Source organism: Motilimonas sp. E26, assembly GCF_021278025.1.
In the GTDB taxonomy this organism is placed as follows: Bacteria; Pseudomonadota; Gammaproteobacteria; order Enterobacterales; family CBDFNC01; genus Motilimonas.
Window position 1 is genome coordinate 1 of sequence record NZ_JAIBHJ010000003.1, and the last position, 15,492, is coordinate 15,492.

The window sequence follows — 15,492 nt, forward strand, 5'->3', positions numbered from 1 at the left end:
GCGGTTTGGAACTTTATTCAATGCTACATGGATATCAGCCAGCCATTACCTGATTTACCGCAATTTGAGCCTTTTCGTCATACCGACCCCTTTACCAAAGCGTGGGATATAAAGCACAACCGCGACCCGCATTATTGGCGCAATATGAGCAAAAAAGAAATAAACCAAGCCTATAAGCGCCAGCACAGAATCAATGTTGAGCACGCAGAAGCAATTTTGCAGGGCTCTCAATAAAGTGGGGCTGTTTGATGATTAGGCTTGTTTTGCAAATAATGGCATAAAATTGTACCCATCAAGACTGCAGGGCTCATTCAGGTGCTGCCATTGACTTTTTACATGGATTCAATGAATTAGATGTCACAGTGGGCAATAAAGATATATCTATCAATTAAAATGAGTTAGGATTTTATGTTTTTGTGATATTGGGGGCTAGTGGGTGAGGCAAGTTACTCGTTAAGGCAAGCTTTCACTGCCCGCTATGTTGACGAGAGCAATCATGACAGATAAACAAGAAATGCCCTTTAAAGCGGGGCGCAGTGAAGTGCAAGGCACAGGGCAACGCATTACCTTAAGCCCCTTGCCAGTCGTCACTAACATCCCTAAGGCCAATGCCTGTGATTTATTAGCTAAGAAGTGCGACCATTATATTGATATCGGCGGGGCGAAGGGTAGCATTTTTCAGGCGCAATATGTACTTATCTTAGCTATTGTATTCGGCTGGGCAAGTTACAGTGCTACTTTTGGTATCAGCTTCTACAACTGGTTTGAATGGAAGCAAATATCGGAGGACACATGGGGGGTAAATGTAGCTTGGGATGCCATTATGTGGGATGAGGTCTTGACTTCTTTTGCTTATGCTAGCCCCGTTATTATTTTAGGGCTAGTACTCACCTTTGGGATAATTATCAGTAGCAATAAAGATATTGCCCGCGCTGCCCCCCTTCGCTTTCATCGCCAGCGCCGCGAGGTGATGTTTTCTCGTTGGAATGAAAAACTAAAACAAACCGAATACAAAGTGGTGCCTTGGGAAAAGGTGGTGGCCTTAGTAGGTCAAGGCAGTGGTTTTACCGGCCATGCCATGGTGCACAGTGCTACCTTGTTTATTGGCGCTAATGATGAAGACGATCACGGTCATTTTTGGTCTGCAGCGCAAGTGGGGGCGGGCAATATGCTAGTGGCAGCGGCGCAATGGGAAATGATCCGCCACTTTATGGAATACGGCCCCGATGACATCCCCGAGCCCAGCCCCGAAAGCTTCGCCGCTATTCGCCGAGAATACTGTGAAGGGCATAACTGCGAAGAAAAAGACATTCCCCTTTGGATCAAGATTTGGTGGTACGTGAACGGCACCCCGTTTGGTATTTTGTTAACCAACTACCGCCTTAAATATGTGATTCACCGCGGCGTCACCCCCGCCATGCAAGCTTGGAGCGAGCCGCTCCCCCGCGACCAATGGGCCAAACCATCAGCAGAACTGCAGCAAGCCAACAAACTTGTTAACGCCGAGTATCGCTACTATGGCAAAACCCTGTTAAATATCGGTGATATTGAGCTGCTGGCTAAAGCCAATAACGACGCTGAAAATAACCAAGATGTGAAGGCTTATTAACAAGAGCCCTTAATGAAGGAGGTTATGCAAAGTGCGGGCCGGTAGGAGCTGTATTTATACAGCGAAGCAGCGTGTTGAGGGTGGATTTTTCGCGATAAAAGAATCGCTCCTGATTTTGGTGGGTGTCCAACCTTTCCTCAGGAGTTGGTCGCCACTGATGAATTAGACAGTTATGACCGCGATTATAAAGTTAAAACACCGGCCGTGATCACCCAAGGGTGGTTAGATACCGATAATGGCACCGAATTTTTTCTTGCCGTGTCATGTTTAGGGCTAAATTTTGTTAACAAGGTGGATTTAGCGGTAAGGTATCGCTTTGAAGTAACAGAAAAGCTACTTGATTTTACAACCAAAGAAGAAATTGCCACTGTGATCAGTTTTCCTGCACAAGAGCCCACTGCGGATGATTTGGACTGGCTCTCTGAAAGTGAACAAAAAAATCAAGGGTATTTTATTTATCGTCGCTTGGAGCCTCAAAAGCATGACATTTTATTAACGATTTAGGCTGATTAAACATGTTAGATGAACACTACAGTGCCACCGCATGGCAACAAGATAAAGCAAACCAAGTTAAACGGCCAGAAACAGGATTGCGTTACGCCACTTGGAGCAAAGGGAGTATCAAGCTGCCTTGGTCACAGCACTATGCTAATGTTGAACCATATCACCAGCTATCATTTGGAGTTAACAACTCTAAAAGGATAGGTGCAGGTGAAATCGGCTGGAACCATTCTCGCCTTCAATACACAGATTATAAAGGCTTCACTTCTTTTTTAATGAACTTATTGGGTGGAGGGTATGTTTATGCTTTATTGGGAGTACTTTATCTTCTTTCAGGTTTCTTGTTATATTTTAGCAACTATGAAGATCCTACTCCTCCAAATTTAACGGATTTACTTATAACATTTAGCATTGTCTGTTTTGGCGTTAGTTGCCGCATTTTGTTTTCTTACTTAGAAAAACACCCCGAATGGTTTGCTACCGATAATGGCGATGGCTTTTTCCGCCAAACTGGCATGGTCAAGGTAAAAAAACGCTTTGGTTTAGTCAGTTACCCTTTTACCGATTTTGATGCCTTTGTCGATTTACATGTAGATACCACCTCAGGGCAAATTTATACCAATCTGGCCGTGGTACACCGCAATCAAAAGGCGGTGTTTTATCTTAACTTAGCCGGTGAGTTGCAGGCTACGCCGCAGCAGCATTACCTTTGTTGGGAAATGTTGCAACGTTTTATGGATGTCAGCCAGCCGCTGCCCGATATTCCCCAGCTTGAGCCCTTTAGGCCGTTAGACGCGACTACCGCTGCTCATGATAAGGCCACAGGCCGCAAAGCGGATAAATGGAAAAAAATGTCACCGAAATGGTTTGAGCAACGCGTGGCCAAGAAATTAAAAAAAGAGCAGACTCGCTTTAATTGGGAAGACATCCCCGACTTATTTGATCAGCAAACTCAGCAGCAAAAGCAGCAACAAGCCCTAAAAGCCGAGCAAGAGGCAGCAGCCTTAAAAAGCGGCAAGGTAAAGCGCTGTCCAAGCTGTAAAGAGCTGGTTGCCAAGCTGGCAGCAAGCTGTGAGCATTGCGGTTATCAAATAAACCAATACGACGCCAGCCAGTTTGTGATGACACTACACCAAGCTATCAATATGGGTGATTGGGCGATGGCCAAGCAGCACCTCGAGCAAGGCGCCGATGCTAATGGGGTTGACCCTAAAGGTCATACGCCGTTACAGATTGCAACTAAACGTGGTGATCAGTTAATCATTTCACTGTTATGTGATTACGGTGGCAAATAACATGTGGGTAAATACACATTAGATCCGCTATGTGAGGCGTGTTGAATCGACAAGCTGATTGACGTTTTCATTCACCCTGCAAGCCAAGTGCACGGCATCACCAGTGCGTTAGCTTTTTGCCGTGCCCGTCAGGACGAGATAGTAAAGTATGTCATTGTATTCAAATGAAAGCTATAAATCTGAATTTGCCAAAAGCTTGGCTCTAAATAAACCAACGCAGCTTGCTGAAACCTTGCAAAAGACCCGAAAGTTATATGCTGGTATACCTCGTAACTGGCTAAATAAAGAAAGTCTTGAAGAATTCATTAGAGAGGGGATGTAGATGAAGAAACGCTCAAGGAAGCACGTGAGGCCCCCATGTGTTTTGATCATGAGTATCTTAAAGTCCAGGCATTAGAGAAAAGGCGCGGCTTATATTATGTGCTGTTGACTCTTACAGGAATTGGGCGACTAGGTAGTGTTCATTTATTGCCAATTCTTATCGCTGTTTGGATGTACATGGGATACTTGTCATACTCAATGGGTGATGGCTATTGGATTGTTGTTGACAGCAGACAAGATGCCACCACAAGACGTTTTGATGAGCGCTCTGGACGCAACCCAAGATACTGGCGGGAGCTGAGTAAAGATCAAATAGAAGACGTATTATCACAACAGGATAAGTTAAATGAAGCCGTTTATCTTGCTCGTCTAAACCAGCTCAATGTGGCCTAACGCTAGAAGGTGAGCCTGTTTATTTGCTTATTAGTGGCCGTGTTTTCGTTTTTCCGGCTCCTACGCCAGATAATCCAATGCGTTATGATTATTTAAACCCAGAGCAAAACAACCCAGAGTTTGATAGCGTAACTTTCATCGGTAAACATGAATACTGGTTAAAGTCAGAGGATTTTCGCCCAGCAAAAACGAAGGAGACTTAATGTTTAAACAAATTAACCAGTACAGCCCTAAGGCTTATCGCGCTGACCAGGCTGCGAATTTAGCGATTAGCCAGCCAACTCGTTTTGCTCAGCCGCTACAGAAAAGTGCAAGGTTAACGAAGGCCATCCCTGAAAAATGGCTAAATCAAGAAATACTAGAGGAATGTCAGCAACTTGATAAACAGTTGCTAACTGAGTCCGTCGATGAGGAAGAGTATCGCACCAGTGAAATGCGCTTTGATTCAGAAGTGTTGCGTCTGCCAAGTTTTGGCCGCTTTGGTTTATTGCAGCAATTACTGACACTATTTTGGGGGGTAGGAAAAGTGGGGACTTATGCCTTTCCCCCTTTGTCTATTTTTGCGGCTTTAGGGTGGGGGGCAACCGCCTATTCGGCTGGAGACCCCTTTTGGAACCACTTTCTTGAATCGCTGTTTATTACAAATACCATGATGACTTTACCTTGTTTTATCGCTTTCCAAGGTGTTCCGCTATTTGAAAAATACCTTGGCCCCAAAATATACGGCGACATGAAAACTGAATATGAGTTTAATCGTGTTACCGGTCGAGTGAAAATCTTTGATGATAAGTCGGGTGAGTTACTGCACGACTTTCCTTTTAGTGAATGCGTGGCAGAAACGTGGGCGCAAGCGGGGCATCAAGGCGTGGTGGTTAAAAACACCTTAAATATTCGCCATTATCAAGATCCTAAGGCCTGCATTGAAGGCGGCCGTATCGGCGACGAATATCGCCTTGCCGATACTTATGCAACGTGGAACTTTATTCAGTGTTACATGGACACCGGCCAGCCACTGCCCGATATCCCTGCGTTAGAGATGTGGCGCCAAAGCGATCCTGCCAGCATCGCCAGTGATGCCCAAAGCGGGCGCAACCCCAGATATTGGCGCGATATGAGTATGGATGAAGCCGAGCAAGTGTTTGCAGCGCAAAGTTTACTGAATTATCAGTTGGCTTGAGTATAAACGAGCAAGAAAAAGGTGGCCAATAAACGCTAAGCCGATTTGGGCAATGGCGACCCTGATGTACATCATACTTTTTATCGGCTTGAATTAGTGCCCAGCGCTGCGCGTTTAACCCTACGCCAAAACAGCCGCATTTTTCAGCAGCAAGATGCCTTGAGCATTATCAGTATTTTACTGCAAGAAATGGGCATCACCGATTATGCCTTTGCGTGTCAGCAGGCGTGTGCGGTGCGCGAGTATTGTGTGCAATACCGAGAAACGGATCTGGCGTTTATCGAGCGTTTAGCCGCCGAAGAAGGCTTGTTTTATTACTTTGAGCACCATGCAGATAAACATGTGATGGTGTTTAGTGATCATACCCATCAAGTCTGTAGATCTCGTTCAGGATGCTGTCATTGTCTTTTTTCATGAATTCAATGTATTAGCTACTATGATTTGCAATAGCGATATAACTATCAATTAAAATGAGTTATAGTTTCACTTTTTTGTGATATTGGTGGGTGAGGCAATGAGCATGCAAAATGCTGGTGGATTTTGATGGGTGCCCAGTCTTTGCCAAGTTTGCCTAAACTGGAGTGGGGCCAGGTAGGAGCGCAATTTATTGCGCGAAACAGCGCGTGAAATGTTTGATTATTCGCGGTTTAAAAACCGCTCCTACAGTATCGCGAAGAATGTTTAGGTTAAATAATGAGCAGTGAAAATAGCATTTTTAGTTACGAACCCAGCGCTTATCGCAGCGAACAAGCCCAAGAGTTATATTTGGCTAAACCATCCCATCGCGCCATGGTGCTCAATAAAAGCCAAGAGCTATGGGATGTGTTTCCCCCTAACGCCCTCGACAGTCATGAAGTGGACGATCTCTTTGTTGAAGATAAAAAAGGCGGCCCTAAATTTTCAGATAAGCAAATAGAGCGTTTTGATGCTGAAATGATCCGCTATCCCACCTTAGGTAAGATCAACGATAAGATCTTTTTTGTGTTACTGGCTGGAAGTGTAGGAGCGATAAAGCTAGCTATGATTGCATTATTTTTTACTTTATTAGCAGGAGTCGTCTCTGGACTAGCAACTGAAAGTTTTTGGCCTAGATTTTGGCTTTATGTTGATCACACATTCATGTATTTTGTTTTACCATTTATCGTTTCTGCAGTTATTTGCACCCCGATACTGCTTTTTTGCATCAAGAAATTCGCTAAACATGTTAAACCCCATTTTGAGTTAAATCGCCGCACTGGGCGGGTAAAGCAGTGGTGTAAAAAAACCAATAAATTACTTTACGATGTGGCGTTTAAAGATTGCGTTGCCGAAACCATTAACATCTCAACCCATCAAGGCATCACGGATTACCACCAAGTGTTTTTGCGCTGCACCACCGAGCCCAAATTAAAGATAGATATTGCACTATTTGGTGATAATAAACTGGGCCATGACGTCACGGCCATCTGGAATTTTATTCAGCGTTATATGGACACCTCACGCCCATTGCCCGACGTGCCCACCTTTGAAATGAGCCGCCACCTTGATCCCGTCAGCGCAGCCCATGACAAAAAGATCCAGCGCAACCCCAGATATTGGCGCGACATGGCCCTAAAAGATCTGTACGAGCAAAAAGCGCAATTGATCCAAGCAGTAAGAGCCTTGCCCAAGTTTGCTTAGCTGGCCGCGTGTTTATTCGCGATTTAAAAATCGCTCCTACTGGAATGAGGATGGGTAGGAGCGCAATTTATTGCGCGAAACAGCGTGTGAATGGTTTAAAAACCGCTCCCGCGGAATCGCGTCGCACGCTTATAGGGACAGGTCTTGCTTTTTGCCTTATTGGCTGGGGGGGGGTTAGTTTTATGCTAGGCCATTTTTGTTTAGGTAGGAGCATGAGCAGACCATTACGTATTGAATATGCGGGTAGCTATTAGGGGAATATTGATGACATCCCATAGCGACAGCGTAGAGTAATGTTTATTTGCAGGATTATGAAACAATGGCAGCTAACCGAAATGATGCCACTATCTTGGCGTTTTCCAGTGGTGGGTATTATCAAAAATAGCTAGGGGAGGACTTTGGTCTATATTATTCCCGAGTTAGCCTCATAGTGGCAAAACACAAGGCCTGATCCTGATGGTACAAATGGTAACTCTGGTCAGCTGGATGTTTGCAAGCAGTCGGTTTATAAAAGAGAGGCGTATAGCAGAATTGTTAAGTAGCGCTATACCGCGCATAAAAAATAATGTGAATGTTTTTGTGGGAATACGCTTCTTTTGAGGGAGCTGGCTTTCAAATAAAGGGATTATCATGGAAAAAGTAGATTGTATCGAATGTAGAGTTAAAATTTTACCAACAACCGCTCAAAAAACTGGTGGAAAATGTATGCCTTGTTTTAAAGGCAAGCGAAAAAATAGTTTTGCAAATGTTCCCGATTCGCGACGAGTAGACACTCATTCATTTCTAGACAGCTTGTCTTTCGCCACTGGTGTACCTAGAAATTCACTTGGTTTAACGGAACCTTTAATCAGCGAATCACCAACGTATCTTTTGCCAAAAGGAACCTTTAATAAAATCAAGGGAGAAGAAGCTTTTCAAAGGTTATTAAAACAAAGCTCTGATCACGCGAATACTCTATCCTTTACGCCTGATTATAATAAATCGCACACTAAAGAGTTACTTCAAGCTTTTGCTCTAGTTGATCTTATTTGTGAAGTTTCTAGTGGTGGCATTTACCAATATTTTTGTAGCGCATTTAATGTGGCAGATGCATTAATAGGGTTCAAGCGGGTTGCAAATGACGATAATTTCAAATTGTTTACTTATGCTGTCGGTTGTGCAAAGCGAAAACGCAGCCTTCCAATATTTGATTATCGAGACACTCCTCAAATCAAAGAATGTAAGGCTAATAAGGATTTTAAAGACTTAGACATTAATGGTGATTTTAATGAATTAGAGAGGTTTATTGAAAATGAACTTCCAGTCATGCTCGGAAATGATTTACATGAAAATAAATTACGTTACCAAGAAGGCTATTAAGGTGATTGAATAAATATTGCAAAACAGTAGTTTATAGCTTGTCTTACTACAGGTTGTAACCCAATCTTTTGTTCTGTGGCGCGGCGTAATGCCATAACAATAGAGGAGAGTAAAGATGAAAGTTAAAAGGTTATTAACGAATATCTGCACTGAAAATTTGTCAGCATCAAAGGCATTTTATACCTCGTTGTTTGACTTTTCGATAGATTATGACAGTGATTGGTTTGTTCATTTAATCTCACAAGGGGGAGAATTAGAAGTTGGATTAATATCGCAAGAAAGTGATGTTGTTCCCAAAAGTGTTGGCTGCAAGCCTAGCGGGATCTATCTTACAATTGTTGTTGAATCTGTGACCGTTGTTTACGAAAAGGCTTGTCAGTTAAATGTTCGAGTTGAACAACCACCTAAATCTACACCTTACGGACAAAAAAGAATGTTAATTTTGTCACCAGAAGGAGTAACCATCGACGTATCATCGCCAGATAGTGCATAACAAAATACTCCAGCCGCCAACGTAGCTTTTGCAGTATATTGCAAAAACGACCCACATTGCTTTGCAGCAGATTGGGACGCTAATTGTGTTGGGGTAAGTCTGAGGAAACTATCGTGTTAGGGAAAAATATAAATGCTTGCATACCGGCCTATAAAAAGGCATTAGCTAGTGGTGAAATCCAGAAAACGTATCAAAGCCTCGTGGGAATAGTTCAAACCTTAAGGAGTGAGTTTCATAAAACCTATAAAGGTGAATTTTCAATTGCGAATGTACTCCATGGTTATATCGATTTTACTTACTTTTATTTGCAAAATGATTATCTTAAAAAGAACAAGCTTAAACTGGCTCTCGTACTTAATCATCAAAAGGTCTGCTTTGAAATTTGGCTGCTGGGGCAAACAAAGGATGTTCAAAAAGGTTACTGGGAGAAGTTGAAGGGGGTGCAATGGCTGAACGAAGAGTCAATGCCAGAATGGTCAATTTTTGAAATTGTAATGCTTGCTGATCCTGATTTCGAAAATCCTGAGAAACTATCAGAGTCTATTCACGGTTTATTTAGAGCTCTGTCAAAGGAGATTTTTGACACGCTAAAAGCATACGAGTAGTAGCATATAACCAAGCAATCACGGTATTGTTGTTATAGCTGATATAGCTGCAATGGTCGCAGGGGCAATTTTGTTCTCGCAAAGTAGGTTGAAAAATAGGCCAATGGGTAGCCGAAGGTCTCTAACCTCCAGCTTCCACGCTACCTTTAATGGTCAATCCGTTAAGCTGACTTAGCTTGATGCGGGTTGCGGGTATCTGCATCTTCAGGCAAATTTCTCATCAGTAATGCAAATTCTAGCTCGATATCACTTGGTAATGGAATGTAAACAATATGGCCTGAGCCTTTGGCGTCATCAATGGCTTCTCCTTTGCGGTTTTGCATTTGTTCTAACGTGAAAGTGATATTGCCTTTGGGCGTCATTAATTCCATGCTGTCACCCAACAAAAACTTATTTTTCACGGTCACTTCAACTAAGCCTGTTTCGGCATGGCGGCCAGTGATTTCACCGACAAATTGTTGATGGGTACTAACAGAGTAGCCATAGTCGTAGTTTTGATATTCGCTGTGGTTATGGCGGCGTAAGAAGCCTTCAGTGTAACCGCGGTGAGCCAAGCTTTCTAAGGTGCCTTTCAAGTTTTGATCAAACGGGCGACCCGCTACGGCATCATCAATGGCTTGCTTATAAATTTGCGCGGTGCGGGCGCAGTAATAGAAACTTTTAGTGCGACCTTCTATTTTTAATGAGTGCACGCCCATTTGCGTTAAACGCTCAACATGCTCAATGGCGCGTAAATCTTTTGAATTCATAATGTATGTGCCGTGTTCATCTTCAAACGCTGGCATGTATTCACCTGGACGGCCTTGCTCTTGTAGCAGCACGACTTGATCCGTTGGCTGACCTTCCCCTAATGTTGGCGCGACTTTTTCTGGTGTGTAGATTTCTGGTTGTACCGCGACAATATCGCCTACTTCGTTTTCTTTGGCTTCATGAGTGTCGTATTTCCAGCGGCAAGAATTGGTGCAGGTGCCTTGGTTAGGATCGCGTTTGTTGATGTAGCCAGAGAGCAGGCAGCGCCCTGAATAAGCCATGCACAATGCGCCATGCACAAACACTTCAAGCTCCATTTCTGGTGCGTGCTCGCGGATATCTTCAATTTCTTCTAGGGATAACTCACGTGACAGAATAACGCGTTCAACCCCTTGTTGCTGCCAAAATTTCACCGTTGCCCAGTTAACCGCATTGGCTTGCACCGATAGGTGAATAGGCATTTGCGGAAAGTGTTCACGTACCATCATGATAAGGCCGGGATCAGACATAATTAACGCATCAGGCCCCATATCAACCACTGGCTTCATATCACGAATAAAGGTTTTTAACTTTGAGTTGTGGGGCTGAATATTACACACCACATAAAACTTCTTACCTAAGGCGTGGGCTTCATTAATGCCTATTTGAAGGTTTTCATGATTAAATTCGTTGTTACGTACACGTAGTGAGTAACGTGGCTGACCCGCGTAAACGGCGTCTGCGCCATAAGCAAAGGCGTAACGCATGTTTTTTAGGGTACCAGCAGGGGAAAGCAGTTCAGGTTTAAACATTATTAATCTCTCTTGTCTGATCTCAAGTCAGGCTAAACCACCACATGGTTTAGGGGGCGCAAATGTTACTGGTAATTTATTAACGAAGTAAGCCGCTTTGCTAGCGAGAGAGAGAAATCTAATCAGACATTGATTTAGATCAATTTCGTTTTAAGTGCTGTTGGCTATAGGTTTATCAATAGAGAGGAGTACTGTTAAGAGTGAAGCTAATTGTTAATTTAGTTGTCGTGTTTAGATGGGCATGGTGTGTTGATAGTAAAACGCCGCAAGTCAATGCGGCGTGAGTTAATGCAAGTCGTTAAAACTGGGCTAATTAGCGAACCGCCACTAACATTAAGCCGGGGATAACAAAGAAAGTGCCGACGACGTAACTAAAGGCCAGTAGTTTGTTTTGAGAGCCTACCTCTGCAAGGCGCTCTGCCGCCTTAATGGGTAAGTCGCGTAAAAATGGCAAGCCATAAATCAAGGCCACAGCTAACAAGTTAAACAAAAAGTGTACTAAAGCAATGGTTAATGCTACCTCGGCGGCACTGCCCGTAATCGCTGTTGCGGCCAGTAATGCGGTAATGGTGGTACCAATGTTTGCACCTAAGGTAAATGGGTAAATTTGCTTGGTTGTAAACATACCTGAACCCGCTAATGGGATCATCAAACTGGTGGTGGTAGATGAAGATTGCACCATTACAGTGACCAATGCGCCAGAGCAAATTCCCGTTACAGGGCCTTTACCTATGGCACTGTGCAGCACGTTCTTCGCTCGACCAACCAGTACTCGCTTAAGCACTTTACCTAAGTAAGTCACGGCAAACAGAATAATAACGATGCCGGTGATAACCATGGCGATACCCGTCCAGTTACTCGGTAAAAATGCCCAAACATCCTTGACCAGACCTACTGCAGGTTTAGTTAAAGGCTTCATAAAATCAAGGCCTTTCATTGATACATCTGAGCTTCCAACGAGCAGGTGAGCCGCTGCGGCAGCCAACTTTTCTAACAAGCCAAACATTAGCTCAAGGGGTAAGAAAATAGCGACTGCTAGTAGGTTAAAAAAGTCATGTACTGTCGCAGCACTAAAAGCGCGCTTAAAGTCTTCTTTTTGGCGGACGTGACCAATGGAAACGATGGTGTTGGTAATGGTGGTTCCCATGTTGGCACCCATCACCATAGGAATAGCGATAGAGATAGGAAGACCGCCCGCCACTAAGCCGACAATAACAGCGGTGACAGTAGAGGAAGATTGTACTAAAGCAGTGGCTAAGGTACCGAGTATTAACGCTATAAATGGATTACTGGCAAATTGAAATATTTGCTCTGCGCCACTGGCTCCGCCTGAAACAATTTTGAAGCCACTGCCCACAGTGCTTACGGCCACTAACATGGCATAGACCAGTACAACAACTGCAAGCCAATTTAAGATGTTTTGTGTGACTTGCTTTCCCTGATTCATATTCATTTTTTTGCTTCCTATCACAACCTATTGGGTGATATTTCAGTTTTTCGACGAGCGGATTTAAGCAGAGAAATGTGACAGAAATATTTCAATGTGATCGCACTCCGTTTTTGAACGGGCGTCATTTTGAAGGTATTTGCTGAAAATTAACAGCATATTTGATCTAAAACAGTTATGAACTAGTTTCGTCGATTGCTTAATATACTGCTAAACATTGATTTTAAAGTTTATAAAATTAATTTTAATGGTTTTTGCAAACTTAAATTTTGATGCGTATAGATAAAGAAAAATAGCTAAAAAATAGAGGAAGTTAAAAAATCATCCTAAGAAAACAAAAGGTTAGTTAAAACTTTTGATGAAAAGGAAATAATTAGCAATAAACTATCGGATCCGGTGCTTTTATTTCTAGCAACTTTAGTTTCACTTGCCTTGTTTTCATGGTTTGTTTCCTGGGTTCGTTTTTACCGATATGGTGCTTCGGACAAAACAAGTTATTTAAATCGAAATAGGCTATGTAAAGTTGGCGACTTGGTGTAGATATTGTTATTGCGTTTGCTACTATTGAGCTCGATTTTCATCTGTTGAGGACCTTTAGTTTTTCTACTTTACGTCTTAAATAGGGAAAAACAATGGCCTGACTGTGTTTATTTTATGGCTGGCTGGAACTCAAATGCGAAAAAGTAAGAGGGCTTGAGTGACACTCAAGCCCTCAAAACTTATGCTTGTTCAAGTTGCTTTGATTGAGTGTTAATCGCAACGCTTTGCGGGTTAACTTCTATTCCTGACTCTTCTGGCTCAGCAATCTGTGCTTGCAAGGTTTGTTCTTCTTGGTATGCTTGCACTAGGTGCTGTTCACGTCTTTTCAAGTATTCATAAGTACTTATTTGAGAACGTATTTTACGGCGGTTACCGCGTTGTACATACTCATTGCTTTGCTCTTTATCAATAACGCGAGCTTTAGTGGTGTCCTTAAATTGTAACTCGATACTGTGCTTGATCATGGCTTTGAGTTCAGGGTCATAGATAGGGCAGCCCACCTCGATGCGGTTATCAATATTACGTGTCATCCAATCAGCAGAAGAGATATATATTTTTTCATCACCATTATTGTGAAAAATAAACGCTCGAGGGTGCTCTAAAAAGCGGTCGACAATACTAATTACTTCAATGTTTTCACTAATGCCTGCCACGCCTGGTACCAAGGCACACATACCACGAATGATCATGCGAATGTTAACCCCTGCACTGCTGGCAGCATAAAGGCGGTTAACCACCCCTTTGTCGACTAAGTTATTTACCTTAACCGTAATTGCTGCCGGCTTGTTTTGTTTCGCACTCGCTATTTCTGCATCTATCATGCGGTAAAGGTAGCGTCGACAGTTGATTGGCGACACTAATAAATGATTAAACTTAGTACGACGATACGGATGCTCAATGAAGTCGAATACGCCCTCTACTTCTTGTGCTAACTCTTGATTCTTAGTGAGTAGGGCGAAGTCAGTGTAAATTTGTGCGGTTTTTTCGTTAAAGTTACCTGTGCCTAAATGAGCATACTTTACCCACTGCTCGTCTTCTAAACGAGTAATAAGACAAAGCTTTGAGTGGATCTTTAAAGTAGGAACACCAAACACCACTTTCACGCCCGCTTGGGTTAAGCGTTTTGACCATTTGATGTTGGCCGCCTCATCAAAGCGCGCTTGAAGTTCTATTACGACGGTTACTTTTTTACCGTTGTTAACGGCGTCAATCAGTGAGCTCACGACGCGTGATTTTTTTGCCACACGATAGAGGTTGATCTTTATGGTACTGACTTTTGGATCGAGTGCGGCTTGGCGGATCAGTTCCGTCACGTAGCGGAACTTATGAAACGGATAGTAGAGTAGAATGTCTCGTTCGGAAATAGCGTCAAAAACCGTATCGCATTTTTCTATTTGATGACAAGAAAGTGCCGGTAAACTTGGGTTTTCAAGGTAAGCTCGGCCGACATTTGGAAAGCCAATAAAATCTTTAAAGTTATGGTAACGGCCGCCAGGTATGACACTATCATGAGAGGATATGTGTAATTTATCTTTAATAAAATCAACCATGTGTAGAGGCATTTCGCGGTCATAAACAAATCGTAACGGTTCATTTGTTAAACGCTGTTTTAAACCTTCCGACATTTGCTCTAACAAACCATGCTCTACCATACCCTGCATATTATATTCAGCATCGCGGGTCATTTTGATTGAGTAAGAGTTGAGGCTATCAAACTCGTAAAAACCTTTAAATAAGTCTTCAATGCAAAAGCGGATAATGTTATCGAGCAGAATGAGTGATTTTTTACGCTTAGTTTGTTCACTCGGTAATTGGATAAAGCGTGGTAAATCATTAGTTGGCACTTCAACTAATGAATACTTGGTATCATCGCCTTTACGAATCTCAATCGCGAGATAAGTGTATTCATCTTTAAGGAAATCTACTAAGTCGATGCTTTTGGTTAACTCTATAGGGGCTAGGTGGCGCAGTAATTTGTCTTTGAAATAGCTTCTTATCCAGCTTTGTTGATTTTCCGAAAGCTGGCTCTCGCTGACTAAAAAGATATTGTGTCGAGCTAATGCCAAAATTAAGTCTTTATAAGTATTATCAAAATCTTGTTGCAGCTTGAGAACTTTGTTTTGAATCTTTGTGAGTAGATGCTTCGCTCCTTCGTCACCGCCTTGTGCTTCATTAATGATGATGCGGCGCTTGACATCGGCCACTCGCACCTTAAAAAACTCATCTAAATTGTTTGAAAAGATACCTAGAAAGCGAACTCTTTCAACGATAGGAACTGTTTTGTCCATGGCTTCTTGTAATACGCGCTCATTGAACGATAGCCAACTTAATTCCTTTTCTACAAACAGCTTATCCAAACTCACTCTCGACCCCCTGAAGCTAACAAACTTAATTAATCATCGTTATTATATTCAATCTACAGTTTTATTTGCTTGCGACTACTAGCACAAAATCCATTACATGGATGAATTTTTAATGACAGAATAACGTATCTTAAGCATAGAACTAGAATGTGACACTTTTATTAATATTGTCATAAATATTTAATGTAA

13 protein-coding genes and 1 pseudogene are annotated in these 15,492 nt (G+C 42.6%); 11 read left to right on the forward strand and 3 right to left on the reverse strand.

Features of this window, described 5'->3' with window-relative positions; all coding sequences use genetic code 11:
- The 11 genes and pseudogenes from K1M91_RS02810 to K1M91_RS02860 form a co-directional block, all read left to right on the forward strand.
- Positions 1–234, forward strand: a pseudogene (locus K1M91_RS02810) (hypothetical protein); the annotation flags it as partial.
- A 262-nt stretch (positions 235–496) separates the two neighbouring features.
- Entirely contained in the window at positions 497–1,609 is a 1,113-nt protein-coding gene (locus K1M91_RS02815; protein WP_232800046.1) for a DUF6708 domain-containing protein, read from the forward strand.
- A gap of 144 nt (positions 1,610–1,753) precedes the next feature.
- On the forward strand, positions 1,754–2,113 hold the full coding sequence (locus K1M91_RS02820) for a hypothetical protein (RefSeq protein ID WP_232800047.1): 360 nt from the start codon (positions 1,754–1,756) through the stop codon (positions 2,111–2,113).
- Positions 2,114–2,124: 11 nt separating this feature from the next.
- On the forward strand, positions 2,125–3,405 hold the full coding sequence (locus tag K1M91_RS02825) for a hypothetical protein (protein WP_232800048.1): 1,281 nt from the start codon (positions 2,125–2,127) through the stop codon (positions 3,403–3,405).
- A gap of 498 nt (positions 3,406–3,903) precedes the next feature.
- On the forward strand, positions 3,904–4,119 hold the full coding sequence (locus tag K1M91_RS02830; RefSeq protein WP_232800049.1) for a hypothetical protein: 216 nt from the start codon (positions 3,904–3,906) through the stop codon (positions 4,117–4,119).
- Positions 4,120–4,321: 202 nt separating this feature from the next.
- Positions 4,322–5,296 carry a hypothetical protein gene (locus tag K1M91_RS02835; RefSeq protein ID WP_232800050.1) on the forward strand — a complete coding sequence of 325 codons (975 nt, stop codon included), beginning with the start codon at positions 4,322–4,324 and terminating at the stop codon, positions 5,294–5,296.
- 45 nt (positions 5,297–5,341) lie between these two features.
- Positions 5,342–5,713, forward strand: a complete 372-nt coding sequence (locus K1M91_RS02840) for a contractile injection system protein, VgrG/Pvc8 family (RefSeq protein WP_282561077.1) — start codon at positions 5,342–5,344, stop codon at positions 5,711–5,713.
- Between the two features lie 276 nt (positions 5,714–5,989).
- Entirely contained in the window at positions 5,990–6,955 is a 966-nt protein-coding gene (locus K1M91_RS02845) for a hypothetical protein (protein ID WP_232800051.1), read from the forward strand.
- A gap of 630 nt (positions 6,956–7,585) precedes the next feature.
- The gene (locus K1M91_RS02850) at positions 7,586–8,314 is read left to right on the forward strand and encodes a hypothetical protein (RefSeq protein ID WP_232800052.1); all 729 of its coding nucleotides are present in this window, start codon (positions 7,586–7,588) and stop codon (positions 8,312–8,314) included.
- Positions 8,315–8,429: 115 nt separating this feature from the next.
- A complete protein-coding gene (locus K1M91_RS02855; protein ID WP_232800053.1) occupies positions 8,430–8,807 on the forward strand; it encodes a VOC family protein in 378 nt (125 codons plus the stop codon).
- A 113-nt stretch (positions 8,808–8,920) separates the two neighbouring features.
- Positions 8,921–9,412, forward strand: a complete 492-nt coding sequence (locus tag K1M91_RS02860) for a hypothetical protein (RefSeq protein ID WP_232800054.1) — start codon at positions 8,921–8,923, stop codon at positions 9,410–9,412.
- Between the two features lie 161 nt (positions 9,413–9,573).
- On the opposite strand, the gene yegQ is transcribed toward K1M91_RS02860, so the two are convergent.
- From yegQ to ppk1, 3 genes are all read right to left on the reverse strand, one after another.
- A complete protein-coding gene (gene yegQ, locus K1M91_RS02865) occupies positions 9,574–10,953 on the reverse strand; it encodes a tRNA 5-hydroxyuridine modification protein YegQ (protein ID WP_232800055.1) in 1,380 nt (459 codons plus the stop codon).
- 313 nt (positions 10,954–11,266) lie between these two features.
- Positions 11,267–12,400 carry a Na/Pi symporter gene (locus tag K1M91_RS02870; protein ID WP_232800315.1) on the reverse strand — a complete coding sequence of 378 codons (1,134 nt, stop codon included), beginning with the start codon at positions 12,398–12,400 and terminating at the stop codon, positions 11,267–11,269.
- Positions 12,401–13,119: 719 nt separating this feature from the next.
- Positions 13,120–15,303 (reverse strand): polyphosphate kinase 1, encoded by a 2,184-nt coding sequence (gene ppk1, locus K1M91_RS02875; RefSeq protein WP_232800056.1) that lies wholly within the window; start codon positions 15,301–15,303, stop codon positions 13,120–13,122.
- Between the last annotated feature and the right edge of the window lie 189 nt (positions 15,304–15,492).

What these genes read in the sequence shown, in the direction of transcription:
- K1M91_RS02815 (WP_232800046.1), top strand. Translation starts at nt 497, where the DNA reads ATGACAGATAAACAAGAAATGCCCTTTAAAGCGGGGCGCAGTGAAGTG.
- K1M91_RS02825 (WP_232800048.1), top strand. Translation starts at nt 2,125, where the DNA reads ATGTTAGATGAACACTACAGTGCCACCGCATGGCAACAAGATAAAGCA.
- K1M91_RS02830 (WP_232800049.1), top strand. Translation starts at nt 3,904, where the DNA reads ATGGGATACTTGTCATACTCAATGGGTGATGGCTATTGGATTGTTGTT.
- K1M91_RS02835 (WP_232800050.1), top strand. Translation starts at nt 4,322, where the DNA reads ATGTTTAAACAAATTAACCAGTACAGCCCTAAGGCTTATCGCGCTGAC.
- K1M91_RS02845 (WP_232800051.1), top strand. Translation starts at nt 5,990, where the DNA reads ATGAGCAGTGAAAATAGCATTTTTAGTTACGAACCCAGCGCTTATCGC.
- K1M91_RS02850 (WP_232800052.1), top strand. Translation starts at nt 7,586, where the DNA reads ATGGAAAAAGTAGATTGTATCGAATGTAGAGTTAAAATTTTACCAACA.
- K1M91_RS02855 (WP_232800053.1), top strand. Translation starts at nt 8,430, where the DNA reads ATGAAAGTTAAAAGGTTATTAACGAATATCTGCACTGAAAATTTGTCA.
- yegQ (WP_232800055.1), bottom strand. Translation starts at nt 10,953, where the DNA reads ATGTTTAAACCTGAACTGCTTTCCCCTGCTGGTACCCTAAAAAACATG.
- K1M91_RS02870 (WP_232800315.1), bottom strand. Translation starts at nt 12,400, where the DNA reads ATGAATCAGGGAAAGCAAGTCACACAAAACATCTTAAATTGGCTTGCA.